The organism is Sphingomonas sp. NPDC092440 (genome assembly GCF_044754985.1).
Lineage (GTDB): Bacteria > Pseudomonadota > Alphaproteobacteria > Sphingomonadales > Sphingomonadaceae > Sphingomonas.
This window is the reverse complement of sequence record NZ_JBIVQA010000007.1, coordinates 11,679-36,547: the sequence shown is the minus strand read 5'-3', so window position 1 is coordinate 36,547 and position 24,869 is coordinate 11,679. Positions and strand designations below refer to the sequence as shown.

Annotated in this window: 23 protein-coding genes; 6 read left to right on the top strand and 17 right to left on the bottom strand. The window is 63.0% G+C overall.

All coding sequences use genetic code 11. From position 1 onward, the window contains the following. Position 1 precedes the first annotated feature (1 nt). From ACIQCS_RS13090 to ACIQCS_RS13020, 15 genes are all read right to left on the bottom strand, one after another. Positions 2-202, bottom strand: coding sequence for a hypothetical protein (locus tag ACIQCS_RS13090; protein ID WP_286772147.1), 201 nt, complete (start codon positions 200-202; stop codon positions 2-4). A gap of 54 nt (positions 203-256) precedes the next feature. Continuing rightward, entirely contained in the window at positions 257-2,923 is a 2,667-nt protein-coding gene (locus ACIQCS_RS13085; protein WP_401531076.1) for an NAD-dependent epimerase/dehydratase family protein, read from the bottom strand. A 197-nt stretch (positions 2,924-3,120) separates the two neighbouring features. Continuing rightward, positions 3,121-6,276, bottom strand: coding sequence for an efflux RND transporter permease subunit (locus tag ACIQCS_RS13080; RefSeq protein WP_401531074.1), 3,156 nt, complete (start codon positions 6,274-6,276; stop codon positions 3,121-3,123). Then, positions 6,273-7,487: an efflux RND transporter periplasmic adaptor subunit gene (locus tag ACIQCS_RS13075; protein ID WP_286772144.1), complete on the bottom strand. Its 1,215-nt coding sequence runs from the start codon at positions 7,485-7,487 to the stop codon at positions 6,273-6,275. Before ACIQCS_RS13075 ends, ACIQCS_RS13080 begins: the two co-directional genes overlap by 4 nt. Further along, positions 7,484-8,701 (bottom strand): TolC family protein, encoded by a 1,218-nt coding sequence (locus tag ACIQCS_RS13070; protein WP_401531072.1) that lies wholly within the window; start codon positions 8,699-8,701, stop codon positions 7,484-7,486. Before ACIQCS_RS13070 ends, ACIQCS_RS13075 begins: the two co-directional genes overlap by 4 nt. A gap of 454 nt (positions 8,702-9,155) precedes the next feature. Then, on the bottom strand, positions 9,156-9,527 hold the full coding sequence (locus tag ACIQCS_RS13065; RefSeq protein WP_286772142.1) for a hypothetical protein: 372 nt from the start codon (positions 9,525-9,527) through the stop codon (positions 9,156-9,158). Between the two features lie 302 nt (positions 9,528-9,829). Beyond that, on the bottom strand, positions 9,830-10,276 hold the full coding sequence (locus ACIQCS_RS13060; protein ID WP_286772141.1) for a DUF411 domain-containing protein: 447 nt from the start codon (positions 10,274-10,276) through the stop codon (positions 9,830-9,832). Positions 10,277-10,348: 72 nt separating this feature from the next. Beyond that, positions 10,349-10,744, bottom strand: coding sequence for a DUF305 domain-containing protein (locus ACIQCS_RS13055; protein ID WP_294044093.1), 396 nt, complete (start codon positions 10,742-10,744; stop codon positions 10,349-10,351). Positions 10,745-10,985: 241 nt separating this feature from the next. Next, entirely contained in the window at positions 10,986-11,456 is a 471-nt protein-coding gene (locus tag ACIQCS_RS13050) for a DUF305 domain-containing protein (protein WP_401531068.1), read from the bottom strand. 27 nt (positions 11,457-11,483) lie between these two features. Continuing rightward, positions 11,484-12,215, bottom strand: coding sequence for a hypothetical protein (locus tag ACIQCS_RS13045; RefSeq protein ID WP_401531065.1), 732 nt, complete (start codon positions 12,213-12,215; stop codon positions 11,484-11,486). A gap of 30 nt (positions 12,216-12,245) precedes the next feature. Then, on the bottom strand, positions 12,246-12,857 hold the full coding sequence (locus tag ACIQCS_RS13040; protein ID WP_286772078.1) for a cytochrome c: 612 nt from the start codon (positions 12,855-12,857) through the stop codon (positions 12,246-12,248). A 23-nt stretch (positions 12,858-12,880) separates the two neighbouring features. Continuing rightward, the gene (locus tag ACIQCS_RS13035) at positions 12,881-14,092 is read right to left on the bottom strand and encodes a copper resistance protein B (protein WP_286772077.1); all 1,212 of its coding nucleotides are present in this window, start codon (positions 14,090-14,092) and stop codon (positions 12,881-12,883) included. Beyond that, positions 14,089-16,080 carry a copper resistance system multicopper oxidase gene (locus ACIQCS_RS13030; RefSeq protein ID WP_286772076.1) on the bottom strand — a complete coding sequence of 664 codons (1,992 nt, stop codon included), beginning with the start codon at positions 16,078-16,080 and terminating at the stop codon, positions 14,089-14,091. Before ACIQCS_RS13030 ends, ACIQCS_RS13035 begins: the two co-directional genes overlap by 4 nt. A gap of 867 nt (positions 16,081-16,947) precedes the next feature. Continuing rightward, the gene (locus ACIQCS_RS13025; protein ID WP_286772075.1) at positions 16,948-17,532 is read right to left on the bottom strand and encodes an RNA polymerase sigma factor; all 585 of its coding nucleotides are present in this window, start codon (positions 17,530-17,532) and stop codon (positions 16,948-16,950) included. Next, positions 17,529-17,936, bottom strand: coding sequence for a periplasmic heavy metal sensor (locus tag ACIQCS_RS13020; protein WP_286772074.1), 408 nt, complete (start codon positions 17,934-17,936; stop codon positions 17,529-17,531). Before ACIQCS_RS13020 ends, ACIQCS_RS13025 begins: the two co-directional genes overlap by 4 nt. Positions 17,937-18,382: 446 nt before the next feature. On the opposite strand from ACIQCS_RS13020, the gene ACIQCS_RS13015 reads away from it, so the two are divergent. Beyond that, positions 18,383-19,423: an IS110 family transposase gene (locus ACIQCS_RS13015; protein ID WP_286772073.1), complete on the top strand. Its 1,041-nt coding sequence runs from the start codon at positions 18,383-18,385 to the stop codon at positions 19,421-19,423. Between the two features lie 339 nt (positions 19,424-19,762). Here ACIQCS_RS13015 and ACIQCS_RS13010 read toward each other — a convergent pair whose 3' ends face one another. Then, positions 19,763-20,743 carry an NAD(P)/FAD-dependent oxidoreductase gene (locus ACIQCS_RS13010; protein WP_286772072.1) on the bottom strand — a complete coding sequence of 327 codons (981 nt, stop codon included), beginning with the start codon at positions 20,741-20,743 and terminating at the stop codon, positions 19,763-19,765. A 216-nt stretch (positions 20,744-20,959) separates the two neighbouring features. Here ACIQCS_RS13010 and copC point away from each other — a divergent pair, with 216 nt between their 5' ends. From copC to ACIQCS_RS12985, 5 genes are all read left to right on the top strand, one after another. After that, positions 20,960-21,328: a copper homeostasis periplasmic binding protein CopC gene (copC, locus tag ACIQCS_RS13005; RefSeq protein WP_125619097.1), complete on the top strand. Its 369-nt coding sequence runs from the start codon at positions 20,960-20,962 to the stop codon at positions 21,326-21,328. Positions 21,329-21,332: 4 nt separating this feature from the next. After that, positions 21,333-22,259, top strand: coding sequence for a copper homeostasis membrane protein CopD (gene copD, locus ACIQCS_RS13000; protein ID WP_286772071.1), 927 nt, complete (start codon positions 21,333-21,335; stop codon positions 22,257-22,259). A gap of 41 nt (positions 22,260-22,300) precedes the next feature. After that, the gene (locus ACIQCS_RS12995) at positions 22,301-22,534 is read left to right on the top strand and encodes a flagellar biosynthetic protein FliQ (protein WP_286772070.1); all 234 of its coding nucleotides are present in this window, start codon (positions 22,301-22,303) and stop codon (positions 22,532-22,534) included. 266 nt (positions 22,535-22,800) lie between these two features. After that, the gene (locus tag ACIQCS_RS12990) at positions 22,801-23,379 is read left to right on the top strand and encodes an acyltransferase family protein (RefSeq protein WP_401531059.1); all 579 of its coding nucleotides are present in this window, start codon (positions 22,801-22,803) and stop codon (positions 23,377-23,379) included. Further along, positions 23,267-23,956, top strand: coding sequence for an acyltransferase (locus tag ACIQCS_RS12985; protein WP_286772079.1), 690 nt, complete (start codon positions 23,267-23,269; stop codon positions 23,954-23,956). Before ACIQCS_RS12990 ends, ACIQCS_RS12985 begins: the two co-directional genes overlap by 113 nt. Here ACIQCS_RS12985 and ACIQCS_RS12980 read toward each other — a convergent pair. Beyond that, a complete protein-coding gene (locus tag ACIQCS_RS12980; protein ID WP_401531057.1) occupies positions 23,927-24,646 on the bottom strand; it encodes a class I SAM-dependent methyltransferase in 720 nt (239 codons plus the stop codon). The genes ACIQCS_RS12985 and ACIQCS_RS12980 overlap by 30 nt on opposite strands. Positions 24,647-24,869: the final 223 nt, after the last annotated feature.

The window sequence follows — 24,869 nt, the reverse complement described above, 5'->3', positions numbered from 1 at the left end:
GTCAGCGATCATCCTCAGTGCGCTGCCTGACCCAATGTGATGCAAGACGGGCGGTCAATTCGCCGGCGATCAGCGTAGCAGCTAACGCGAGCGTACCCAGTACGGGGTCGTCGATCGAGAAGAACAAGAGGCCGGCGATGATCACAAACACGACGTTCACCGCGGCCCACACCCATTCGGGCAGCGAGGGCCGGTTCCTCATCAAAACCGCCTCACATGGGCGGCGACAATCATCCGGACCGTGATGCGAACCGGGTCAAACAATGTACCTGTCCCAGCCGGCGTAATGCTCGCTGCTGCGTTTGCCGCGCTGAAGGTTCAGCGCGATGATCACGAACCCGATCGCTATGCCGCTCAGCGTCGCCGCAAAGCTTGCCCCGGTCAGAAACAGCGGCGCGGAAACGATCCAGACGCCGACGACAATGTTGAGAAAGCGGAGTGCGCGCGCCACCTCCGCGGTCGCAATGATCGATATCGTAATGACCAACGCGCCAGCGACGTGATCGCTGTTGGCCATCGCCCCGATCGTGCCGAAGGTGAGGCGCGTCAGCATCAGCGACGCGCCCAGAGCCATGCTCGCCGCCAATTGCCACGGCAGCGTGATGCCGCGGGTCGCATCGTTCCAGAAAGCGGCAGGACTGGCGAGTGCGTCGGAGGAGTCCACCTCGCCCTTTTCGACGGCATCGCCATGAAAGAAGGTGGCGATGAGCGGTTTGCCCTGGCAGCGCGCCCATTGCAGGAACTGCCCCATGGCGATCACCTCATCCAGCGCAAAGGGGATCATCACCAGCATAGCGAGACCGGCGATCAGCGCTGGCGTGCTCCATGTTCCGATCACGATCGGTTGAATGATAATAAAGTAGATCGAAACGACCCCTAACGGGATCACGAGGATGCCGAAGAACGCGACCATCCACGGCATCGTGCGCCAGCGGTCGCGCGTTCCCATGACCGCCATCAGAATTTCAAACGTGTAGCTGACCGCGCCAAGTCCGGCATCGGGGATCGGCCAGGCCTTGGAGACATCCGAGGTAATGATTTCCTCGGTGCCGTTGCGGGGATCGGTGAGTGAACCTGAAAAGAAGGGCTCCCAGACGCCATCAACATGGCCGAGCTGATAGGCGGTCAGCATGCGCGAAATCAGCAGTCCGATCAGTCCCAGGATCGCGATCGGAAGCCGCTGCGCACCCGTGGACGGACCGTAAGTCCATCCCGGCGGGATCGATTTGGGGTCCATCATCCCCGCCATGCTCATCCCCGGCATCATCGGCACGAGGACGGAGAAAGCGATAGCGAGTGTGCCGACGAGCAGGTCGTTTTGATATTGCGCCGCGCTCGGGCTCCAGAAAAGCAACGGCGCGAAAAGCAGCCATATTCCGACAAAGCACGCCGCCCATTGCCCGAACCAGGCGGTCCGCTTGGACAGCGAAAGCAGGCCGAACAGGACCAACAGCGTCCCGCTTGCGATGTCGCTCGCCATGAGCAGATCGGCTCGCCATTCGATTGGCGCCAGGCCACGGTCGAGCGTCACCGCGCGCACCGAGGCCGCGACCGTGTTGCTCGTTGCGGCGTCATAGACGAGCGGACTCGCCGCCAGCCACGCGCCCAGCCCGATATTGGCGTAATGGGCCCAGCGCGTCTTGCGACCATCCGCGTCCATCGCCGCCATGTGGTCGCCGTCCATCGAAAGATCGCCGAGTGCCGCAGCCATGTTGTGGTCGTGACGATCAGGGCTACCCGCTTTGTCCGGGTTCCGATCTTCGCTGGCGGCATCGCCTCCACGTTTCGCTCGATGGTCATGCCCCCCCAGAGGCCCCGGCCGCTGGCCATACCACGCGACCAGCGAAGGATTGAGCTTGTTGGCGGCATACCAGGCCGCGGGATCCCGCTTAAGCGCCGCCACCATCTTCGGGAGCGCCGTGCCGAGTTGATGCGCTGGCTGCCAATCGAGAAGCTGTCGCGCGCGGCTGATATCGAGGACATAATGGTCGTTGCTCGCCTCGACCATCCACGGCTTGATCTCGCTGTCTTCGCCCAGAAGCTTGTCCTGCACCCAGGCGCCTGCCTTGGCGACCGGCTGTGGAATCCGAAGCGTCTCCCAGCGCTCCCCGTGCAGCGCACGGCCGATGATGTCCTGGACTTCTGCATAGCCAAGCGCTTCCGGCTCGCCGATGAGGAGCGGCAACGCGGGCGGCAGCCCACCCCTCCGGTCGACCAGCCGCGCTATCGCGTCGGTCAGATCGTCGAGATGGACGAAGGACTGACCAGCGCAGAGCATGCCCGGATAAAGGTGCGCGGTCAGCCGGTGCTCATAGATCCGGGCGATCTGCTGCGCAATGAAGGGTTGATGGCCTTCGTCCTCATAGACACCGGCAATCCTCAGAAAGACGACCGGGATGTTCCCATGACGCTCGCGAAGTATCGCTTCGGTACGCACCTTGGATTCGGGGTAGGGCCAGCTCGGGTCGATCGGCGACTCTTCAGTGATGCGCTCGTCAGGACTGTCGGTCGCTCGGTGGACGAGCATCGTGCTGGCAAAGATGAATTGCCCGACCTCGAATTCCTGTAGTGCGCCGATCAGCCGGAGGGTGCCCTCGACCGTGATCTCGTTGTAACGAGGGTTCGGTTCGCCGGTGACGTCGTAATAGGCGGCGAGGTGAACGACCGACGCGATGCGACTGCCAAACTTTTCACGCACCGTTTCGAGTGCCGCGCGCACCCCTTGCTCGGACGCGAGATCGATGTCCACGGCAGTCGCCGGCGCTGGCGGGTCGGGGGGACCAGCTCGATCCAAGCCGACCACTTCGTACCGCTCACCAAGGCGGCGGACGACGGCCGCACCGATGAAGCCGCTCGCGCCGGTGACCAGCACGAGTTCCCGGGGCTGATGGACAGAAGGCGGCGTGGCATGTTCAGTGGGCATCGATCACCTCATCGCCGTCGTTCCAGCGGGATGGGCGCCTCGTCCGCCCTCATTCACCAATACGTCCCGCAGGCATTCATCCCTCGAAAAGCGAGGTTGGCAGAGACAACGCTCGACGTGTGCTCCCGGGTCGGTCGTGGTCGGCTGGCGTATCCCCGCCGGCGGCAGCCAATGCGCAAGGAACAGGCGCGGTGCTTTCACGATTCCGCCACGTCTCCGGTTGATCTAGCCGCGCGACGCGCGTGGCGGCGTCGCAGTAGCAGATAGGCGGCCGGAATGACCAACATCGACAGCAGCGGTGCGGTCAGCATGCCGCCGATCATCGGCGCGGCGATGCGGCTCATCACCTCGGAGCCAGCTCCGGTACCGATCAAGAGCGGAAACAGGCCCGCCAGGATGACTGCCACCGTCATCGCCTTGGGTCGCACCCTGAGGAGCGCGCCCTCGCGCACCGCCGCCTCGATCTGTTCTGTGTCCGGTGTCGGTCCGCGCTCGGCAAGGGCATGTTTGAGGTAGATGAGCATGACCACGCCAAACTCGGCCGACACGCCCGCCAGCGCGATGAACCCGACGCCGGTCGCGACCGACTGATTGTAACCGAGCAGATAGAGCAGCCACAGTCCGCCCGTGAGCGCGAAGGGGAGGGTGCCCATGATCAACGCCGCCTCATCGAGGCGTCTGAAGGTCGCGTAGAGCAGCAGGAAGATGATAAGCAGAGTCGCCGGAACGACGATCTTGAGCCGCTCGGTCGCGCGCTGGAGGAACTCGAACTGGCCAGTGTAGGTGACACTGACGCCGGGCGTGAGCTTGACCTTTGCGGCCACTGCGCGCTGCAGGTCACCGACGATTTCCGTGAGCGCCCGCCCTCGGCCATCGACGTATATCCACGTCACCGGCCGACCATTCTCGCTGCGCAGCATCGGCGGCCCTTCGTTGACACGAATATCGGCGACGGTGCCAAGCGTGATCTGCTGGAGCGAGGGGGTTACGACCGGCAGATTGCGCAGATCGTCGAGGCTGTCGCGCAATTCTCGCGGGTAGCGCATGCTGATCGGATACCGCGCGAGGCCCTCGACCGTCTGGCCGATCGTCTCGCCGCCGATCGCGCCCGACACGACCGACTGCACGTCCGCGATATTCATGCCGTAGCGTGATGCCGCAGCGCGATCGATCAAGACGTCGATATAACGGCCGCCAGTCAGGCGTTCGGCGAGCGCGGAGCTGACCCCGGGGACAGTCTTTGCGACTATTTCGATCCGTCGCGCGACCTGGTCAATCTCGGCCAGATTCGACCCCGCGACCTTGATACCGATCGGGCTCTTGATGCCGGTCGACAGCATGTCGATGCGGTTGCGGATCGGCGGTATCCAGAAATTGGCGAGCCCGGGGACTTTGACGGCCTTGTCGAGTTCGTCGATCAGCTTGTCCTGCGTCATGCCAGGGCGCCACTCGGTCTTCGGCTTGAAACGGATCGTGGTCTCGAACATCTCGAGCGGCGCGGGATCGGTCGCCGTGTCAGCGCGCCCCGCCTTGCCGAACACGCTCTCGACTTCGGGGACGGTCTTGATCAGGCGATCGGTCTGCTGGAGCAGCTGCGCCGCCTTGGCGGCCGACAGACCCGGCAGCGCCGACGGCATGTAGAGCAGATCGCCTTCGCTCATCTGCGGGATGAATTCGCCACCGAGCTGGCTGATCGGCCAGAGGCTCGTTGCGAAGACCAGCCCCGCAATCAGCAAGACCTGTTTGGGCCGGCTCATCGCCCGGTCGAGCGCCGGCCTATAGATGCGCGTCAACCAGCGGTTGATCGGATTGGATTCCTCAAGCGGAATCTTGCCGCGGATGAGGAACCCCATCAATACGGGGATCAGCGTGATCGAGAGGATCGCCGCGCCCGCCATCGCATAGGTCTTGGTGAAGGCCAGCGGCGCGAACAGGCGGCCTTCCTGCCCCTGGAGCGAAAACACGGGCACGAACGACAGCGCGATAATCAGGAGGCTGAGGAAAAGCGCCGGGCCGACCTCGGCCGCCGCCGCGGTGATGACGCGCCACCGCTCAGGTCCTTTCAGCTCCTCGCCCGGCCGATCGCGTTCCCAATGCTCGATATGTTTGTGCGCATTCTCGATCATGACGATCGCACCATCGACCATCGCGCCGATCGCGATCGCAATGCCGCTCAGCGACATGATGTTGGCGTTCACGCCCTGCACGCGCATGACGATCAGCGCAAACAGGATGCCGAGCGGCAAGGTCAGGATCGCGACCAGCGCTGATCGAACGTGCCACAGGAACAGTGCGCACACGATCGCGACGACGATGAACTCCTCGATCAGCTTGCTCGTCAGGTTTTCGACGGCGCGGTCAATCAGGCCGGAGCGATCATAGGTCGTGACGACCTCAACACCCGGCGGCAGGCTCTTCTTCAGCTCGGCGAGCTTGGTGCGCACGCCGTCGATCACCTCGCGGGCATTCTTGCCCTGGCGCATCACGATGACGCCGCCGGCAACCTCGCCCTCGCCGTTGAGCTCGGCAACGCCGCGACGCATCTCGGGGCCGAGCTGGATCGTCGCGACGTCGCCCAGGCGGACGGGAATGCCGCCTGCGACGGTCTTCAGAGGCACGCTGCGGAAATCGTCGAGCGTCTTGAGATAGCCCGAGGCGCGAACGATATATTCCGCTTCCGCCATTTCGAGCACGGCGCCGCCAGTCTCCTGATTGGCGCGTTTCAACGCCTCGGTGACCTGCTCCTGCGTCACCCCGTAGGAGGCAAGTTTCTGAGGATCGAGCAGCACCTGATACTGCTTGACCATCCCGCCGATGCTCGCGACTTCGGCGATACCCGGAATGGTCTTGAGCTCGTAGCGCAGGAACCAGTCCTGAATGCTCCGCAGTTCGGCGAGGTCGTGCCGTCCCGTCCTGTCGACGAGCGCATATTCATAAACCCAGCCGACGCCGGTCGCGTCGGGGCCAAGCGATGCCTTGGCCCCTTCCGGCAAGCGGTTCTGCACCTGGCTCAGATATTCGAGCACGCGGCTGCGCGCCCAATAGAGGTCGGTGCCGTCCTCGAACAGAATATAGACGAAGCTATCGCCCTCGAAGGAGTAGCCGCGCACCACGCGCGCGCCCGGCACGGACAGCATGGTAGTCGCGATGGGATAGGTGACCTGATCCTCGACGATGCGCGGCGCTTGCCCGGGATAGGTCGTGCGAACGATGACCTGGACGTCCGACAGGTCCGGCAACGCATCGACCGGTGTCGTTCTGACCGCACCGATCCCGATGGCGATGAGCAGGGCGGCGGCCAGGAGGACGAGGAAGCGGGCCTTTACCGACGCTTGGATGATACGCGCGATCATTTGGCGTCGCCCGCGATCGGACGCGCATCGATGCCGGTAAGGCTGGCTTCGGAATCGATCAGGAACTGACCGGACGAGACAATGCGTTCCCCCTCCCGCAGCCCTGCCAGGATTTCGGTCTGTCCGCCCGCGTCACGCCCGACCTGCACTTCCGCGGGCCGATAGCGTCCTTTGGGTTCCGCGAGCATGACGAGCGTGCGCTTCCCGGTGCGGATGACCGCTTCGCTCGGGACGAGCAATGCCGTCTGCGCTGTACCGCCCAAATGAACCGTCGCGAACATCCCTGGGCGGAGTCGCCCTCCGGAATTGCGCAGTTCGACCCTGACGGTCAGTGTCCGGCTCTCGGTTTGCGCGGTCGGCAAGATGGCGACGACCCGCCCAGCGAAGCGTTCGCCGGGAAAGGCCGCCAGCACCGCGGCCGCCGACTGCCCGACTTTGACATCGCTGGTTCGGACCTCCGGCACCGCGGCGTTCAGCCACACCGTGCCGAGGCCGTTGACCTGTGCGAGCGTCTGCCCGGCGGCGAGCGTGACTCCGGCCCGTGCGTCGAGCGTTTGGATGACGCCGCCGATCGGACTGCGCACCGTGGTCAGCCCGCGGCCGCGCGAACTCCCGCCCGGAATGCCGATCAGCCGCAGACGCCGACCAGCGGCCGCGATCAAAGCCTTGTCGCCGGTACGGCGCACGGCCTCATATTCGACTTGCGCGCCGCCCCATTCCGGAACGAGAAGATCGGCGATCGGGGCGCCCGCGCCGATCACGTCGCCCGGCGCGCGGTCGTAAACGCGCTGGACGAATCCGGCAGCGCGCGCCTGGATGATGGCGACGTCGCGTTGATTGAAGCCGATCGTGCCGGTCACGTCGAGCGCGCCCGCCAGCGTGCCGGCTTTTGCGACGGCAGTTCTCACGCCCAAATTCTGCGCAGCTTTGGGATTGACGGTTATGCCCGGCGCGCCATCGCTACCTTCGTCGGCATATTTGGGCTTGAAGGTCTTCATCCCCATCGAGGAGAGCGATTCCGGACTGTCGTAATGCTCCCCCGGCACCATCGGGTCATAATAATAGAGGACCTTGCGCCCCCCTTGCGCCGCCGAATCGGCTGGCGCGGGCTGGCGCGGTCCGGCAAAATAATAGCCGGACGCGCCGGCGATCAGGGCAACAGCGGCAAGCGCGGCGCCGGCACAGGCACGCTGCGTGCGATCGAGTGTCATTGGCTGTCGTCCCCGTAGGTGAGGTTGATCCGGACGCTGTCGCGCAAGACGGCAGCCTCGCGGTCGAGGGTGGTCAGAACGGCGTCGGCAAGAGCCGAGTGCGCATCGACGATGTCGATCAGGTTCGCGCGCCCGGCCGCGAAGCTGGCCGTTTCGAGGCGCACGCGCTTCTCGGCAAGCGGCTGAAGCGTGTCCCGAGCGCGCATCCATTGTTCGTGATGCATCATGTGGTCCGCAAGATCGGAGGCGAGTGCGGCCGCGAGCGCCCGACGAAGCTCTGCCTGTTCGGCCAGGGCTGCCGAAGCATCGGCCTGTCTTGCCGCGATCTGCGCATTCTGGCGGTGGCGAGTGAAGATGGGCAAGCCGATCGTCACCCCGGCCGAGACATAATCGCCAAAGCGTGGATCGCGACGCTGATAGGCGAGGTTAACACCGAAATCAGCGCGGCGTTTGGACTCAGCCACACGCACATCCGCCTCGGCCTGACCTTCCCTGGCAGCGGCCATCTTGATCGTTGGATGACGGTCGATCGCGCTTTCAAAAGCAGCTGCGCGGATCGGGAAGTCCGGAACCGCGCCTGCGATCTCGGGCTCAGGATCGCCGGTCCAGCGCGTCAGCGCCGCCCGCGCCTTGGCGACACCTGCAACCAGCTCGCTGCGCCGGTCCTGCATTTTTGCGACTGCCTCGTCGCCAGCCACGGTTTGGGCCGGTCGCGCGCTTCCGGAAGCGACGGCGCTGGGCGTGGTATGAACGATCGCTTCCAGCCGACGAAGGACTTGATCGATCGCGGCGACCCGGCGTTCGGCGTAGGCCAGATCGACCCAGGCAACACCGGCGGAAACCGCGACGTCGCGCGCGCTAGCCGCCGCGTCGGCTTCGACTGCCCTGATGTCGGCATCTGCCCGCGCCTGTTCGGCATGACGTTTCGCCAAATTGGGAATGGCCTGCGATGCCTCGACCTTTACCCAGGTGAAATTGTCCCGGTTCGGCTGAAATGCCAGCGGCCCGGAAATGGGAAAACTGTCTAGACCGACCCCGAGCGTTGGATCGGGCAGCGCACCGGCGGCGCCGCGCGCGGCGCGCGCGGCGTCCATTCTGCGCGCTTTCGCGACAAGCACCGGGGCATTTGCGCGCGCGTGCTGGAGCGCCGCATTGAAGGTGAGCGGTTGCGCCGAAATGGCCACCGGACACGTCGCGACAAGCGACGCGAGCACTGCATGTCTCATAGAATTCTTCCGTAGCAAGCCGGGCAGGGCGACCGACATTTTCAGCAGTGTTGCTCGAAGCGCCGAATTGCCGCGTCGCCTTGCTTCCAGGTGATCAACGTGGGCCGCCATCCGGGCGGTCGACGGACGACTTATGCATGCAGGTTGTCGGATCGACCTTCATCATTGTGCAGTCACAAGCAGGCTGTTTGCGGTCAGGCACCCAGACCCGTCGCATCGCGGGTCCAGTCGACTTCGATCCAAAATCGGGACCAGGGCGCCATTCATAGTGACCGGAAGATGCGGCTTTTGACACGGGAGCCGCTTCGGAGGAAGACGATTGGGGAGCGGCCGCAAGCGCGACCGCAACAAGCAGAGTGATCATGATAATATCCTCTAGTGATGTGACGTCAGCGCTGCGGTGCGAGCGGTCATGACGCGGCGCACCCACAGGCGAGGGCAATCAGATGAGGCTTGACGGGGGGTGTGGTTCGGGGCTGATCGTGCCACCCGCCAGGACAATCACGGCGGGCCAGAATTCCGGTTCGCCAGGCAAGCGGTCGCGATCGACAGCGGGAGCCGCGTTTTCGACGGTCATCGGCACGACGCAGCCCATTTGAGCTACACAATCGAGCGTCAGCCCTTTGCAGGGTGGTTGTTTTTGCCCCTGCTGCTGCATGGCCATGTCGACGCAGTCGGCCCCCATAGGGGTTGCATGAGCGGCGGCCATCACCGTCGGCGACGCGATCGGGCCAATCGCGTAGGCCGCCTGCAGTCCGAAGAGACCGCACAACGCGCCCACGAGGAGCATAAAGGCGAGACGGCTTTTCAGCACCTGATCAATGTCGGACGATTGAAGTCGTGAGTCAATGCAAGCGCATCACCTGCAACCGCCTCCCTTCTGTGGCACCGGCCCTCGTAGGTGCGCGAATGCCGAAGTTGTGCGACACGCAATTCTGGTCCCCCACCCCGAGGATGGTGGCAGGATGGGGGTCAATGTGCACCGAATCTTCTAGCATTTATTGCCTTTTGAAGCCACCCTTGCGTTCGAGCCAAGTATATCGGAACCACGACGCACGGCGCAAATCCTTGTCGCGCGCCGTTGAAGCGATCCATGTTTGCGGAAATCGTGCAGTCTTAGCCATGGCGGGCATACGCCCGACGTCCGCCCGCGCCGAATGCGATCACGTCGTAGCGTTGCGCCCTCATGCCAGGCATTTCCATCCCCGGCGACCCGAGCGGCATCCCACCGACCGCCAGTCCACGAATCCCGCGCGGCTTCTCCGCGAGAACGCGTTTGATATCGGCGGCCGGCACGTGCCCTTCGACAACCACGCCGTCGATCACCGCCGTGTGACAGGAAGCCAGATCAGCAGGAACTCCCAGCTTCGCCTGAAAGGCAGATCGGTTGGGGTCGTCCAATGTGCGCACAGGCCGACCGAGTTCTCGACGGATCTGCGCGGCCCACTTTTCGCAGCAGCCGCATCCAGGATCGCGATGCATCGCGATCGCGGACGCCGCCGATGCCGCGACCGGCGACGCAAAAAGGACGAGGGCGAGGCAGGCATGGACAGTTTGCTTCATATGATGTGCTCCGAAAATTTGCCCCGCCCTGACAGGGGTGCTCAGGGAAAACCAGGGCGGGGCGGGCGACCGCTACTGCGGGCGCTTGCCGTGCTTGCGAAGCCAATCCTGGAGCTCCGCAATGTCCTTTTCCTGCTTGGTGACCGTCATCGCCGCCATCTGGCGCGTGTCGGCATCCTTCGCGTCACGCTGAGCGATCCGCGACATGGCGATCGCGCCGCGGTGATGCTCGATCATCTTGCGCGTCCACGTCTCCGCCGCATCCGAACCCTTGGCCGACATCATCTTGCGATGCATGTCCATTTCAGCCGGTCCATAGGGATTGCCCGGATCGTTCATCATCATCTTGGAATGGTCCATGCCCTGCATGCCGGCTTGGCCGTGCTGCATGGCTGGTGTTTGGGCCAGCGCAGGGGCAGCGGTCATGGCCAGCACACCCGCGATCAGCCCTAGTCTCGTTCTCGACATGTCGGCCTCCTTGTTTGGTGATACGCGCCAGAACGCCCGAACCCTCGCAATGGGCCTGAAACACGCGAAATTTGGTCAGGCCCTCGCGCCCCTCGATGGTGCGGGAGCGAAATGAGATCGGCGGCGTTCCGAGCAGCCGGTGACAGCACCGAAGAGTTCCTTCTGGCGCGCGCGGTCAGACGTTCGAGTCGCGAACGCCGAGAGGTGGCAGCGGTCCCCACCGGCCTTGCGGTTCGGCTGTCTACATCCGCTGCAGGATCACCTTCATCTGGTCGATCTCCTGGCGTTGCGAGCTGATGATATTGCCGCACAGCTGCTTGATCTCGGGATCGCGGATCGACGCCTGCTGGCACATCAGAATGGCGCCCGAGTGGTGCGGGATCATCGAGCGCAGAAAGGCGCGATCACCGATCGTCGTCTGGGTTCTGATCAGGGCGAACGAGCCAAGAAACCCAATCGCAGAGATCGCCAGGATCGCGACATTCGCGCCCTTATTGGGAAACATATGCTTCATGGCGAGGATCATCAGCACCACCATCGGTGCGACCATCATCAGCGTCATGTAGACCATGTTGAGATTGTTGTAGAAGCTGTCGAGCCCATCGATCATGACGAACATGACGAGATACATGATCACGCCGCTGACCAGCGTCTGCACGGCCAGGCTCGCATATGGGCTCATCACGCCCTGCTTTTTTCCCATCTGTTCCATTGCTTTCTCCTGTGCCCCCGCACGTTGCTATGTCGGTCGCGAGACCGCTCGGCGGCGCCGGACAGGCCAGCGCATGTAGAGAAGCACGGCCCCGCCCAGCCAAAGGACAATCCCGCCAAGCGCGAAACTGAGGAGCCAAGGCGTGTTGAAATTCTCGTGATTCTTCCAGTCCATGATGTGGAGCCCCCAGAAGAAATCGTAGAGCCGCCAGGTCCCGGTGCGGACCGCCGCGATGCGACCGGTCGAAGCCGGGATAAAAATCCGTGTCGCGTCGGCATCCGCAAAAGCGACCCGCCACGCCGGGAGCGGACCTCTGTACTCGGCGCCGGGGTCGGAAACGAGGGTGACGCTCGCTATGGGCCTGTCCGGTCCGCGCCAGGCGTCGCGCGCAATCGTCTCGGCAATTTGCGCATCGAGCGGCGGGAGACGTGAGGCGGTGACCGCGTCGACGAGCGTGACGCCTTTCGCCGTCATCACTTCCGCAACTGGTTTGCTTCCAAGCATCCGGATGGTGATGCTCTGGACCGGCTCTCCGAGAGACCGCAAATATTCCGATGGTGCGGCGAGCCCGATCCCCGGGTTCAGCGGCATGCCCGTGGTGCGGTCGACGAGGTGGTCGCCGTGGACGCGGCCGATAGGCAAAAAGCTCATCAGCGCGCCGCTCGCGAACCAGAGCAGAAGCTGCGCGCCGACGACGATGGCCAACCATTTGTGCGCGCGGCTGGCAAGCAGATGCAGCCTCGCGCGCGGGCTCCTCATAGAGTGGTGCCTGAGCGTGTCGCGCGGATCTCAGTCATGTCCATTCGGCGCTGCGGGCATTGCCATCCCCTTCATCCCGCCCATGTCCTTCATCATCTCATCGTGCTCGGCCGGTGCGCTCGCGATCAGGGTCTTGTATTGCTCGGGGGTCATGCCCGGCAGCTTGCGAACGAACGCCACCATGTTCCAGATCAACGGATCGGGATGGGTCTTGCCCCATGCCGGCATCGCGCTCAGCTTGACGCCATGCTTGATGATCCAGAATTGCTCCGCAGGCGACAGATCGGTGGTTTTGGCAAGCTCGGGCGCTTGAGGATAGAGACCCTGGCTCATCTCGCTGCGTTCGACGCCCGGCCCCAGATGGCAGCCCGAGCACATTTCCGTGTAGAGCGCGGCACCGGACGATATGCGCTTCGGATCGGAGAGGTTTGCGGGCGCCGCGATGTTCTGCGAATGCACCGCGATCGATCGATCGCGCAGGCTCTCAAGCATGGAATAGACGGGTCGCGTATGCGGATCGTCGGCTGCAATATTATAAACGCCGAAATATATGAAACCCGCAGCCGCGATGATCAGCGCGATCGCCGCGATCACGACGAAGGCCACGCTCGGAAAATGGTGCCTCATTCTTGCGCGGTCCATCATTTCCTCCCTTTCTACGAATATTAGAACCAGAGCCGAACGCCGGCGACCAAGCTCGTAACGGTAGGATCCTCACCGTCAGCGCGCGCGTAGCGGGCGGTCTGCCCGGTTTTCGCCGCGTAGGAGATGCCGATATAGGGCGCGAACTGCCGCGTGATCTCGTAGCGCAGCCTAAGTCCCAATTCGGCGCTCGACAGGCCCGCGCCCGTGCGCGTCTCGGGCACATCCTGCGCGGCCAGATTGAGCTCGACCCGCGGCTGCAGAACCACGCGCTGTGTGATGCGCTGATCATAATAGCCTTCCAGCCGGCCGAGCAGATCACCCTTGTCCGAGAGGAACAGCGCACCCTCGACCTCGAACCAATAGGGCGCCAGACCCTCGAAGCCGATGGTCGCGTAGGTCGTCGGCCGGCCCGGCTTGAAGTCGTGGCGGATGCCGCCCTGCAGGTTGAAATAGGGTCCGATCGCCCGGCTGTAGAGCGCTTGGACCTCCGCCGCCTCGACCCCTTGACGGAACGCGCCTTCACCTTCAGATTTCAGCCACAGGCGATTGATGTCGCCGCCGATCCAGGCCTCGCCGTCCCAACGGTAACCATCGCGTCCCTTCCGCGCCTGATATTCGGCAAGATTGAACATGACCTGATAATTGGTCTGGCCGCCCTGTTCCCGCATCATGTCGCGGCGGGCCGCCGCCATTTCGGGAGCGGGAAAGAGCTTCTCCGCATAATGGTCCATCGGTGGCCGCGGCGCAGCGGCAGTCCCTGCGGGCAGGTTCGTCCCCGTTTGAGCCAAGCCGGGCATCGCCGACATGTCATGGCCAGCCTGGGCGGCCGGCATGTTCATTCCGGGCATCGTTGATGCTCCCGGTTGCGATTGCATGCCGGGCATGGCGCCATGGTCCATCCCTTCCATCGTGCCCGACTGCGCCGGTGCGGCGGGCATTTTCATCGCGCCGTAATCCATGCCGGTCATTCCGGGCATGTCGCTCATCGACTGATCATTGGTCTTTGCGGCCGGCTGACGAGCAGCCGTTGCTGGTTTGCGCACGGAGGTTCGTTTCATCGGAACCGCTTTTTTCGCTGCGGGCTTCTTTGTCGCCGCCGGCTTCTTGGGCGCCGGTTTCTTCGCAGGCATCGACATGCCGGGCATACCCTGCATCGACTGGCCCTGCGCGGGTGCGGTAACTGTAACGGCGAGCGCAGATGTGGCCGCGAGCGCGGTGACGAGCCGGATCATGCCGCCGCTCCCTTCGGCCGAACGCTGACGACGCGCATCATCCCGGCGTGCATGTGGTAGAGCAGGTGACAATGGAATGCCCAGTCGCCGACCGCATCGGCGGTGAGGTCCCACGTCACTTTCCCGCCCGGCTGCACGATCACGGTATGCTTGCGCGGCGCGTGATCGCCATGTCCGGTCACGAGCTCGAAAAAGTGACCATGAATGTGGATCGGATGACCCATCATGCTATCGTTGATGAGGTTCACGCGCACCCGTTCGCCCTCGATGAACGGGATCGGCTCATGGTGGTCGGACATTTTCTCGCCATCGAACGACCACATGAAGCGTTCCATGTTGCCGGTCAGGTGGATGTCGATGCTGCGCGACGGTGCACGCACGTCGGGGTTGCGTTCGAGGGAGATCAGGTCGCGGTAGGTCAGAACCTTGTGGCCGACGTCCTCCAGCCCCTGGCCGGGCTCGCCGGTCCGGTCCATCGGCATCGGCGAGATGGTCTGAACGCCAGGGCCCTTTTTGACCTGCGGCGCCTTGGAGAAGTCGCGCATCTTCATCGAGCCCATATCCATGGAGCCCATATCCATCGAGCCATGGTCCATCCCGGGCATGCTGCCCGACTGCGCCGGCATCGCGCCGTGATCCATCCCGGCCATGGCGCCTCCGTCAGCAGTCATGCCCGAATGGTCCATCGGCATCGCGCCATGATCCATTCCGGTCATGGCGGCGGCGCCCGCGGCGATCGCGGTGGTCGCGAGTTTCGCCGACGGATTCTTCTCGGCAGTCGAATCGACCCCGCGCATCGCACCACCGGACATATCCATGCCCGCCATGCCGCCACCTGACATATCCATGCCCTGCATGCCGCCCATCGACATGTCGCCCATGCCCATGTCCTTCATGGTCGCAAGCGGCCGCTTCCTGAGCGGCGGAACTTCTGCAGCCATGCCCGCACGCGGCGCGAGCGTCGCCCGCGCCATGCCCGAGCGGTCGACGGCCTCCCCGACAAGGGTGAATGCCTTGTCCTCGGTCGGGGTGACGATCGCGTCATAGGTTTCGGCGACGCCAATCTGGAATTCCTCGACCTCGACCGGCATGACGTTCTGGCCATCGGCCTGGACGATCGTCAGCCTGAGTCCGGGAATGCGGACGTTGAAGGTTGTCATCGCCGAGGCGTTGACAACGCGTAGCCGCACTCGCTGGCCGGGCGTGAACAGCGCCGTCCAGTTGTCGAACGGGCCATGGCCGTTGACCAGATAGGTGTAAGCGGGTCCGGTCGCATCCGAAACGTCTGTCGGGTCCATACGCATCTTGCCCCAGTCGACGCGATCCTTGAGCGTCTGGTCGCGCCCGGCGAGCAGGCCCGCCAATGTCTGCCGCTGGAAATTGAAGTGGCCCGGATCGACCTTCATGCGCCTGAAAATACCCTCAGGCGAAATCTGGCTATGGTCGGAAAGTACGATCACATGCTCGCGATCATATTTAACCGGATCCTCGCCGGCCGGATCGATCACGATCGGGCCATAGTGGCCAAGCTGCTCCTGCAGACCGGAATGGCTATGGTACCAGTAGGTGCCATTCTGCCGAACCGGGAACTCGTACAGATAACTTGAACGACCCCTGATTCCCGGAAACGAGACGCCGGGCACCCCATCGAACTGGGGAGGGACCAGCAGTCCATGCCAGTGGATCGAGCTGTCCTCCGCAAGGTCATTGATGACGTTGAGCTTGACGTTTTGCCCTTCGCGCAGTCGGATGAGCGGTGCCGGGACCGTGCCGTTGATGCCGATCGCTGGTGACGACCGCCCGTCGACCATCATTGTCTGCCGGGCGATGCGTAATGTGATGTCGTTGCCCGAGACGGTCGGAAGCGGGGCGGTTATACCCGCCGACACCGGTTGGGCCCAGGCGGGGAAATAGCTCGACAGCGCAAGGCTGCCGCCGACAACGGCGCTGCCGCGCATGAACTGACGTCGACTGTATGGATGCTGCATGGTCTCTCTGGCCTGACGAGCGTTTGGCGTTCTCATAAGGATACGCGGCCCGCGCGCGCTTCCCTCATCAAAAGTTTCTTGGTCGAACAGATTGTTGCCGGAAAAGTCGAGCAGCGACTGTCAATTCGCCCTCGCGGCGCGCTTCGGCGGCAACCACCCTTATGTGTCTATCGTCCAATGATCAGTACAGATATGCGTGTGCGGAAACGCACGCCGGCTGAAAAGGATCAGCGAACGTCAGACGCCGAGCTCGGTACATTGCGCAATATGGATGCAGGCGGAGAGGGCGGTCGCGATTTCGCGGTTTGCGAAAGCGATCATGGGGCCTTGGGCCAGTCATCGCAACGTAGTTTTAACTTCATTTCTTCGCGTCCTGTGATCAGGTCTCCTGAGAGGCGCAATGACGCTGAGCGCTTGGGACGACATTGCGAAAACCGACAATCTGGCATTGACGTGCAGCGCGATCGCGTTGGTTTGCGGAAGGCTCGCGAGGTCGCTCGCACGGCTTCAAAGATCGACAATGCGAATGAAGATCGTCTTTGTGATCGGGGCACCGTTTCGGGCTGTCCATGACGCTGCAATGGAAGTAATCTTTGCATTGTGCGCCCGGCACTATTTCAATTGTCAGAAATATCGCCGGGTTGGCGTGAACAGCTCGGCGCCACGAACGGCCGCTTCTATATCTAATCTTGCTTGCATATAGGATCTTCGATTTGCCACGAATTGCCAATATCGCATCAAACAAAACTAAGATATTGCGTGCAAGCGATTCATATATAAGCTGCATCCCGGCTCAATACCCCGGAATCGACGGTCGTCCATTCGTCAATACCTGGAAGCCGCTGCTTTCACCTCGAGCACGCCGACCTATTGAACTGGTCGGCCTAGCTTCTCCATTAGCCGCATTAGCCGCGCGCGCGCACGATAAATGCGCGTCTCGACGGCCTTTTGGGTGATACCAAGGACATCGGCGGTTTCAGCCTGGCTCAGACCCTCGATCGTTCGCAGCACGAGAGGTTCCTTCAACGTCGTCGGCAGCGTCGCGATCAGGCGTGTCACGCAGTCGAGTTCCTGGCGATCAGCGGTGGCATCATCGACTGCGACCTGGTCATCCGCGATCGCCTCGGCTTCTTCCGTCAACGGGCTGGCAAAGGAAAGAAAGCGGCGAACCTTCTGCTTGCGCGCCAGATCACGACACTTGTTGAGCGCGATTGCGGAAAGCCAGATCCGCATCGAGCGCGCCTCGTCGTAGCGCGACAAGGCCTGGTGGGCCGAGATGAATGTCTCCTGGGTGAGATCAAGCGCATCGTCGGCATTGCCCAAGCAGCCCCGCGCCAGACGAAATACGACTTCCTCGTAGCGGCGAACGATTTCGGCGAAGGCAAGCTGGCGGCCGGCGTGGCTGAGCACGGCGAGCTCACCGTCAGACAGCGCCGTCCAGTCGAGGCTCACCGCGCATCTTCGGTAAGCGCCTTCACCACCGCCTGGTCGAATTGCGTCGTCTGATTGGGCTTCAGCAACTGGCGCATTGCGAAAATATGCGAAAGTGTTGCTTTCTGCAGCTCGCCCATGGCGGCATGGCTCTGATCGACGGCCGCTGCGACACGCGGGCCGTTCCCATGCTCGGCCTCGATCGCCGCTGCAAGCCGGGCATTGTCGGCCCGCAACTCAAGCTCCAGCGCGCGGCGCTGTACCGCATAGCGCCGTTCGAGCGCCTCGAGACGCGCTTGCTGATTGCCGTCTAGCGCCAGTCGGTGGTGCAAAACCTCGTGGAGCTCGGCGCCTGGTTTCGGCGCCGCGGGTAAGAGTTCGCGGCCGATGAAAACACCGCCCAGCGCCGCGCCAAAAGCGGTCACGACCGTGACCGTGGTCCGCCAAGAGGGGTTCACGGCGCACCCATGAGCAGTGTTGACGGCGCAAGCGGCGAGCTCGGACCCAGGGGCGCCAATGGTGACGCAAAGCTGGCCGATGCGGGAACGCTTCCCGCGACCCCCATGATCAGCGCTGCAGCGACAGTACCGATGCTGAGGCCCAGCCCAGCGCGCGCGGCAGTCCTGGCGTTAAGCCGGGCGAATACCCTGTCTTCCATCGATGCGAGCCCGGGAGGCGCCGGTACCCGCGCAAGCTGCCGAAGCAGCGCGTCAAGATCATCCATTTCCGTCACTCCAACGCTCTTATAACAGATTACGCGGCGGCAACCTTTACCCCTCACAAGCGGATGAGGTGGATGGCTCCCGCTCACGGCATCTGAGTGCCAAGATGGGTTGCTGTCAGGCAAACCCGAGCAAAGGAGCCATCCGCCATGGAGATTAGCACGATCGGCCTCGATTTGGCCAAGAACGTTTTTCAGGTTCACGGCATCAGCGCGACCGGCGAGGTCGTGGTCCGCAAGACGCTGCGGCGATCGCAGATGCTTCCCTTCTTCGAGAAGCTGCCGCCGTGCCTGGTTGGGGCCGAGGCTTGCGGGACGTCGCATCATTGGGCGCGCGAGTTGGCCAAGCTGGGCCACGAAGTGCGGCTAATGCCCGCGATGTATGTGAAGGCCTACGTGAAGCGCGGCAAGAATGACGCGGCCGACGCCGAGGCTATTTGCGAGGCGGTAACACGCCAGACCATGCGGTTCGTGCCCATCAAGTCGCGCGAGCAGCAGGCGGCGTTGTCGCTTCATCGCGTGCGCAGTCTGTTGATCAAGCAGCGCACGCAGTTGGTCAACATGATGCGCAGCGTGCTCGCCGAGATGGGCATCGCTATCCCGATCGGGATCGTGAAGGCGCTGCAGATGGCACGGGAGATCATCGACGGCGAGTCCGGGCTCGATCTGCCAACCGAGGCGGTGAACGTCGTCGCCATGCTGGCTGCGCAACTGCTCCAGCTTCACGCCCAGTTGCGCAAGCTTGACCTGCGTCTAGCCGCTCTGCAGCGGAGCGACGACAGGGCCCGCCGCCTGGCGACGATCCCTGGTATCGGGCCGATCGGCGCGACCGCGCTCGCCGCGTCGGTGACTGATCCAAGCCAGTTCTCGTCAGGGCGCCAGTTCGCCGCCTGGCTGGGGCTGACCCCGCGACAGAGTTCGAGTGGGGGCAAGGAACGCCTGGGGCGCATCACGAAGATGGGCGACAGATACCTGCGGCAGCTTCTGGTGGTCGGCGCAACCGCACTGGTTCGATACGCCAAGGAGAAGCCCGGCACGGTCGATCCGCGCTTCGTTGCACTGCTCGCCCGAAAACCTGCTCGCGTCGCTTCGGTCGCCATCGCCAACAAAATGGCGCGGATCGCATGGGCGGTCATGGCTCGGGGCGGCACCTTCGAACGAGGGCATGCACCGATGCTGGCCGCAGCATAGATCGAGAGCTTGGCTGAGGAGATCAGCTTCAAGAGGTTGTGAGAGCAAAGGATGTGATGGCAAAACCGGTCGGACCGGGAGCAAGGACAACCCAAGGAATGTCATAGGCGTCATAGCCTGCAAAGCCGATCGGACCTTGTTCGCGGACACCATCAGGGCCAGCAGTCTACACCGACTGCACAAGTAGGCCGGACAGACGACTGCAACCGACAAACAGTCAAAACATCACTTTACGCTTGCAACGCGGGAGCCATCCACAGACGACATTCGGAAAACGCACTGCTCCGGAAGTCTCCTCGTGGCGCGAGGCTGCCGTCGATCTCGCTCCCAATGCCGCCGCTAACGTTCGCGTTCTGTGGGCGCGTCCGCAGATGTTTGATAGTCGCGCTCGAGCAGATCGTTGTGGATCGCCGTCGCCGCGATTGCAGCATGGCCGGTGGCTACGCAAATCTGGTCCAACCCTTCGACGACGTCACCAATCGCGTAAAGCCCAGATATCGACGTTTGTTGGTGTCCATCGGTCAGAAGGCATCCTTGATCGCTCATATTGGCGCCAAGCGCCGCAGCCAAGTGGGTCCGAGCCGTTGACCCGAGAGCTGGATAGAGTGTGCCGAACGATCGCCCCGGTAATCCATGCCACGAAGCTTCGATCGTGCCGTCAGCCAGTCGCAAACCGGCGATCGGCTCCGCAACGACTTCGATGCCTGCCTTCTCCAGACGTTCAAGGTCGCTGGTCGCCAGATCGAGCGAGCGTTGCGCAAGCAAGGTGACCGCAGCGCCATATTGGCGCAGGAACAAGGCTTCCGCCGCGCCGTGGCGATCCGCGCCCAGGACCGCAATCGGCGTCAGACGCGCTTCGTAGCCGTCGCAGATCGGACAATAGCGGATCAAGCCCTGCGAGACGCCGAGCGCGTGCATGGTTTCCGAAATATCTGGCTTATGATTGACGACGCCTGTCGCAAGAATGACCGATCGCGATCGAAGGACATCGCCGGCGCAGCTGATAAGGAACCCCGGCCCCGATGAAGTGATTTCATCGACCTCCGCTTTTCGGACGGCGCTGCCGTATTCGCGAAGTTGCGTTTCCAAGCGGGCGAGCAACTCGATGCCTGACAAGCCGTCCGGGAAGCCGGGAAGATTATGCGATCGTGGGATGGACGCAGCGCGTCCCGCTCCCGCGTCGATCACCACACAGCTGCGTAGGAAGCGCGATAGATAGATTGCGGCGGTCAGCCCAGCTGGACCGCCTCCGATCACGGCGCAATCGAGCATTTTTTGCGGATGGCCGTCCCAGCGGCGGTCGGTTGATTGTACAGACATTCAGGGTTGCTCCGTGACCAAGACGGCACCCGACCCTCGAAGGCGGTTAGTAAGACGCCTGCAGCGATCTTCCGGTGCGGATAAACAATGATACGCCTTCGGCGGCTTCATCCCTCACGGCGCGATGCCTCTCTTGCCGTGTCGAAAAAGGATGTGAGGGATGAGCTCGCGCGCCGCGTAACATCAGATGAGCCTCACAAAATGGAGAATCGCTCAATGCGCCGTTTCATTGTTACCGCTGCTACCCTCGCCATGGCCCTCCTCGGCGGAACCGCCTACGCGCACCCCAAGCTCGTATTGGCGAACCCGCCGGCCGATGCCGTGGTGGCGTCGCCTAAGAATATTACGCTCGAATTCAGTGAGAAGTTGATGCCGGCCTTCTCGAAAGCTGATGTCAGCATGGCCGCAATGCCTGGCATGGCGGCGATGAAGATGGCCAGCAGTTCGACTGTCGCGCCCGATGGCAAGACGCTCGTCATCACGCCGAGTTCGCCGCTCCCGCGCGGCCGCTACACCATCGACTGGAACGTGGTGTCGGCGGACACGCACAAGGTCAGTGGGCATCTCGCATTTGCGGTGAAGTAAGCCAATGTTCGACGGGCCGACCATCGTCGTTCGCTTTGCGTTGTACCTTGTGCTTGCGGCGTTGTTCGGCCTTTCGGCGTTCAGTCTTTACGGGCTGCGCGCGGACGAGCGCGAGGATGCGATCGCGCTGCGGCCATGGCTGACGGGCTTCGCCGTCTTCGGTCTCCTGTTGTCAGCTTTCGCGCTGCTGCTGATGGTGTCGGTCATGGCCGGGACGCCGTTCTGGCCCGTCGATAGAACCGCCGTGGGCGCGCTCCTGGGTGGCGGCGCAATCGGCACGGCGTGGGTGGTACGCATGGCTGCACTGGCGATCGCCGGTGGTTTGGCACTGGCCGTTGCCGACAGAGCATGGTCGCTAAGCCTGATCATGACGGCGGCGGCCGTTTCGCTCGCGACGCTGGCATGGACCGGTCACGGCGCCATGGACGAGGGGGCTGCCGGCTGGATTCATCTGGTCGCCGATATCCTCCATCTGGTTGCAGCCGGGGCCTGGGTCGGCGCACTTTTCGGCTTACTGCTGTTACTCGCGCGCCCGGTCGAGCGCGTCGATGTCGCTCATCTCAGGCTGACTCACCGGGCGCTCCACGGATTTGGCGGTATCGGAACGGTTGTCGTCGCAGTCGTCGTCGTCACGGGTCTGGTCAACAGCTGGCTTCTTGTTGGGCCGGACCAGGTCAGGGGGCTCGGCGCGAGCCTTTACGGCCGCCTGCTCCTCGCGAAGCTTGCGCTTTTCGTGGGCATGCTGGCGCTCGCCTCTCTCAACCGGTACCGACTGACGCCGGCGTTCGAACAGTCGATCGCGCGTGACGATCATCGCGGCGCATTGGTTTCGCTGCGGCTGAGCCTGGGCGTTGAGACTGCCTGCATCGTCGTCATCCTTGCGCTGGTTGCGTGGCTGGGCACGCTCGCGCCGCCGGCATCGGGGATGTGAACGCAGTGGGCCAGTCTCTCCTCCTGGACGAGGCTGGTCGGATGCTCGTTGTGATTGGCCTGATCATGGTGGTTCTCCTCACGCCGATGATGATCGTTTCGTTGGTCGTCAGCATCATTCAGGCAGCGACTTCGATCAGCGAACAAAGCCTCAGTCTTGTACCGAAACTGATCGTTTTGCTCCTTTGCCTCTCCGCATTCGGTGCCGCGATTGCCGAGCTTCTGATCAAGTTCACGGGTGAAATCTTCGGGATCATCGCCGCAATGGGTCGCTGATCGCCGATCGCCGGATCGGGCTTGCAGCGTGAAGGGGCGGCCGCGAAGTCGAAATTCGCGCGTCGGCGCGACAAGGGCGCGATTATGGGGCGCGACAGTGGTCCGGATTGCCGTGTCGAAACAGAACAAAAACGGCTGCCGGCGACGAACAACCACGATGAATGCTCGCCCTGGCGAGGGGTCCCGGGCGTAGCCGCGTAGTTAGGATTAGGTCTCCCGGCTCGATGCCAGATCGTGACGGCAGATTCAATCAACGGGGGTGTCAGATGGCTGAAACGAGCACCGGCGCCGAAGAAAGTGCCGCCCAGCGATCCCGGTCCTACCACGTCCTCGATATTCTGCGCGGTATTGCCGCGATGAGTGTCGTCGTGCTTCACTTTCCTCACGCATTCGCGCCGATCGCCGCGCCCGGCGCATATCTCGCCGTCGATCTTTTTTTTGCGATGAGCGGATTTGTTCTCGCCAATGCCTATGACGCCAGGCTCGCCGGTGGGATGAAGGCTGGCGCCTTTCTGCGGGCGCGTCTCATTCGATTGTTTCCGTTCTACCTGTTCGCGCTGCTGCTCAGCACCATCGAACTCGCCTATTTTTATCGCCATGATGGGCTGGGAACGGCGGTCGTGATTTCGAGCGCGTTCAATGTTTTCATGCTTCCGGTGCCCCCCCATCGGATTTCCCGACAACCCTCTCTTTCCGGCCAATTTTGTCGCGTGGACCCTGTCGTTCGAGCTCCTGGCCAACATTATCTATGCTGCAACGGTTTCTCGGCTCTCATCGCAAAAGCTGGCGGTCGGCATTGGCATAAGCGGGGCTGCGCTGGCCGCCATCGCCATCGCTCGTGGTGACCTCAACGGTGGTGCTTATTGGCCTGACGCGCATCTTGCGGTTCTTCGCGTGTTCTTTTCCTTCTTTTTGGGCGTGCTCGTTTTTCGTGCTCGAGTGGCGGGACGACTCCCGGTGATCCGTGTCCCGGCTATCGTCCCGGTCGGTGTCGCGACGCTGGCGCTTGCGTGGCCAGTTTCCGCTTCAATCCGCGGGGCGACCGATGCAGTGATCGTGCTCGCGATTTTTCCGCTGATTCTTATTGCTGCGACAGCGCATGCGCCGCGACCCAGTCGGGCCATCGACAGGCTGCTCGGCGACGTGTCTTATCCAATCTACGTGCTACAGATCCCGGTCTTTTCGGCCGTCGTACTGGGGGCAGCGCGGGTGTCTCCTGGCCTGCTTCGAGCGAGCGCGCCATGGATCGGTATCATGGTGCTGGTCGGGCTGTGCGCCGGATCGTGGTTTGTCGCGCAACGGGTGGAAGTCCCGTTACGCCGGCGGCTCAGCGTTCGGGCGGCGCTGACATTCCGCGGCGATGATCGACGCCACGGCGCGCGGCAGAGCGAGTTAAGGCCAGACGATGCTCGGACTGATTAAAGTCATTGGTTTTCGCGCTTTGAAGACCGCGATCAGCCCGGTAAGTGTCGGTACGACAGCAGCCTCGGTCACTTCTTCGAAGCCAGCCTCCTGGAGGAGCCTCGGAAGAACGCCGTCGGCGTTCGGCTGAGTGTCGGTCGTTCCGTCGAGGCGCTGCACCGTTTGTCGAAACAGCATTCGCATAAAACTACTTCGCTGCTCGCCGTAGTCGGCCAAGATCAGGCGGCCGCCAGGCGCGAGCGCATCGAACATTGCACCAAGACCAGCACGCTTTTCCTCAAGCGGCACTTGATGAAGGACAAGCGTACAGGTCACCGCGTCGAAGGCACCGCGACGACCAGCTGCAGCGTCCCGAGCGAAACCTTTGGTCCAAAAGATAGGGGCTGCGCTTCGCGGTTCCTTGGCGATCGCCCGCACCAGCGTTTCAGGGTCGGGATCGATCCCGGTAATCTTGGCCATTGGCTCGATGCTTTTGATGGCAATCGCAAGCGTGCCGGTCCCGCAACCGACGTCCAAAATTCGTTCACCTGGTTGCGGGGCGAGGGTGCGAAGCACGATGCGCCGCCAACATTTTTCGCGGGTGAAGAGTCGGATCGCAAGATCATATAATGTGCTTGGTGCGCGGCCCAAAGCAGGCGTGAAGTCCGCACGCTGTCGCGCGCTCTTTTCAAGGCGATTACGCGATGTCACTCGAGCCTCCCGATTTGCGTCCTCGACGCTGGCGTGCTCTGCTCAAGCGATCCTCAGCGTGGGTGCCGTGGGCGGAAGGCTCGGACAAGGGATTGTCAGCGACTTTTGCGTCCGATCAGCTCCGCGGAGCTCTCGGGCGTCTGGGGAACGGGAAAGTTGGTTACGGCAGCAGAACCGTGACTAACCCGTTGATGGTCATCCTGCGCAGCTTTGGATTGGGGCG

What these genes read in the sequence shown, in the direction of transcription:
- ACIQCS_RS13090 (WP_286772147.1), bottom strand. Translation starts at nt 202, where the DNA reads ATGAGGAACCGGCCCTCGCTGCCCGAATGGGTGTGGGCCGCGGTGAAC.
- ACIQCS_RS13085 (WP_401531076.1), bottom strand. Translation starts at nt 2,923, where the DNA reads ATGCCCACTGAACATGCCACGCCGCCTTCTGTCCATCAGCCCCGGGAA.
- ACIQCS_RS13080 (WP_401531074.1), bottom strand. Translation starts at nt 6,276, where the DNA reads ATGATCGCGCGTATCATCCAAGCGTCGGTAAAGGCCCGCTTCCTCGTC.
- ACIQCS_RS13075 (WP_286772144.1), bottom strand. Translation starts at nt 7,487, where the DNA reads ATGACACTCGATCGCACGCAGCGTGCCTGTGCCGGCGCCGCGCTTGCC.
- ACIQCS_RS13060 (WP_286772141.1), bottom strand. Translation starts at nt 10,276, where the DNA reads ATGAAGCAAACTGTCCATGCCTGCCTCGCCCTCGTCCTTTTTGCGTCG.
- ACIQCS_RS13055 (WP_294044093.1), bottom strand. Translation starts at nt 10,744, where the DNA reads ATGTCGAGAACGAGACTAGGGCTGATCGCGGGTGTGCTGGCCATGACC.
- ACIQCS_RS13050 (WP_401531068.1), bottom strand. Translation starts at nt 11,456, where the DNA reads ATGGAACAGATGGGAAAAAAGCAGGGCGTGATGAGCCCATATGCGAGC.
- ACIQCS_RS13045 (WP_401531065.1), bottom strand. Translation starts at nt 12,215, where the DNA reads ATGAGGAGCCCGCGCGCGAGGCTGCATCTGCTTGCCAGCCGCGCGCAC.
- ACIQCS_RS13040 (WP_286772078.1), bottom strand. Translation starts at nt 12,857, where the DNA reads ATGGACCGCGCAAGAATGAGGCACCATTTTCCGAGCGTGGCCTTCGTC.
- ACIQCS_RS13035 (WP_286772077.1), bottom strand. Translation starts at nt 14,092, where the DNA reads ATGATCCGGCTCGTCACCGCGCTCGCGGCCACATCTGCGCTCGCCGTT.
- ACIQCS_RS13030 (WP_286772076.1), bottom strand. Translation starts at nt 16,080, where the DNA reads ATGCAGCATCCATACAGTCGACGTCAGTTCATGCGCGGCAGCGCCGTT.
- ACIQCS_RS13015 (WP_286772073.1), top strand. Translation starts at nt 18,383, where the DNA reads ATGGAGATTAGCACGATCGGCCTCGATTTGGCCAAGAACGTTTTTCAG.
- ACIQCS_RS13010 (WP_286772072.1), bottom strand. Translation starts at nt 20,743, where the DNA reads ATGTCTGTACAATCAACCGACCGCCGCTGGGACGGCCATCCGCAAAAA.
- copC (WP_125619097.1), top strand. Translation starts at nt 20,960, where the DNA reads ATGCGCCGTTTCATTGTTACCGCTGCTACCCTCGCCATGGCCCTCCTC.
- copD (WP_286772071.1), top strand. Translation starts at nt 21,333, where the DNA reads ATGTTCGACGGGCCGACCATCGTCGTTCGCTTTGCGTTGTACCTTGTG.
- ACIQCS_RS12995 (WP_286772070.1), top strand. Translation starts at nt 22,301, where the DNA reads ATGCTCGTTGTGATTGGCCTGATCATGGTGGTTCTCCTCACGCCGATG.
- ACIQCS_RS12990 (WP_401531059.1), top strand. Translation starts at nt 22,801, where the DNA reads ATGGCTGAAACGAGCACCGGCGCCGAAGAAAGTGCCGCCCAGCGATCC.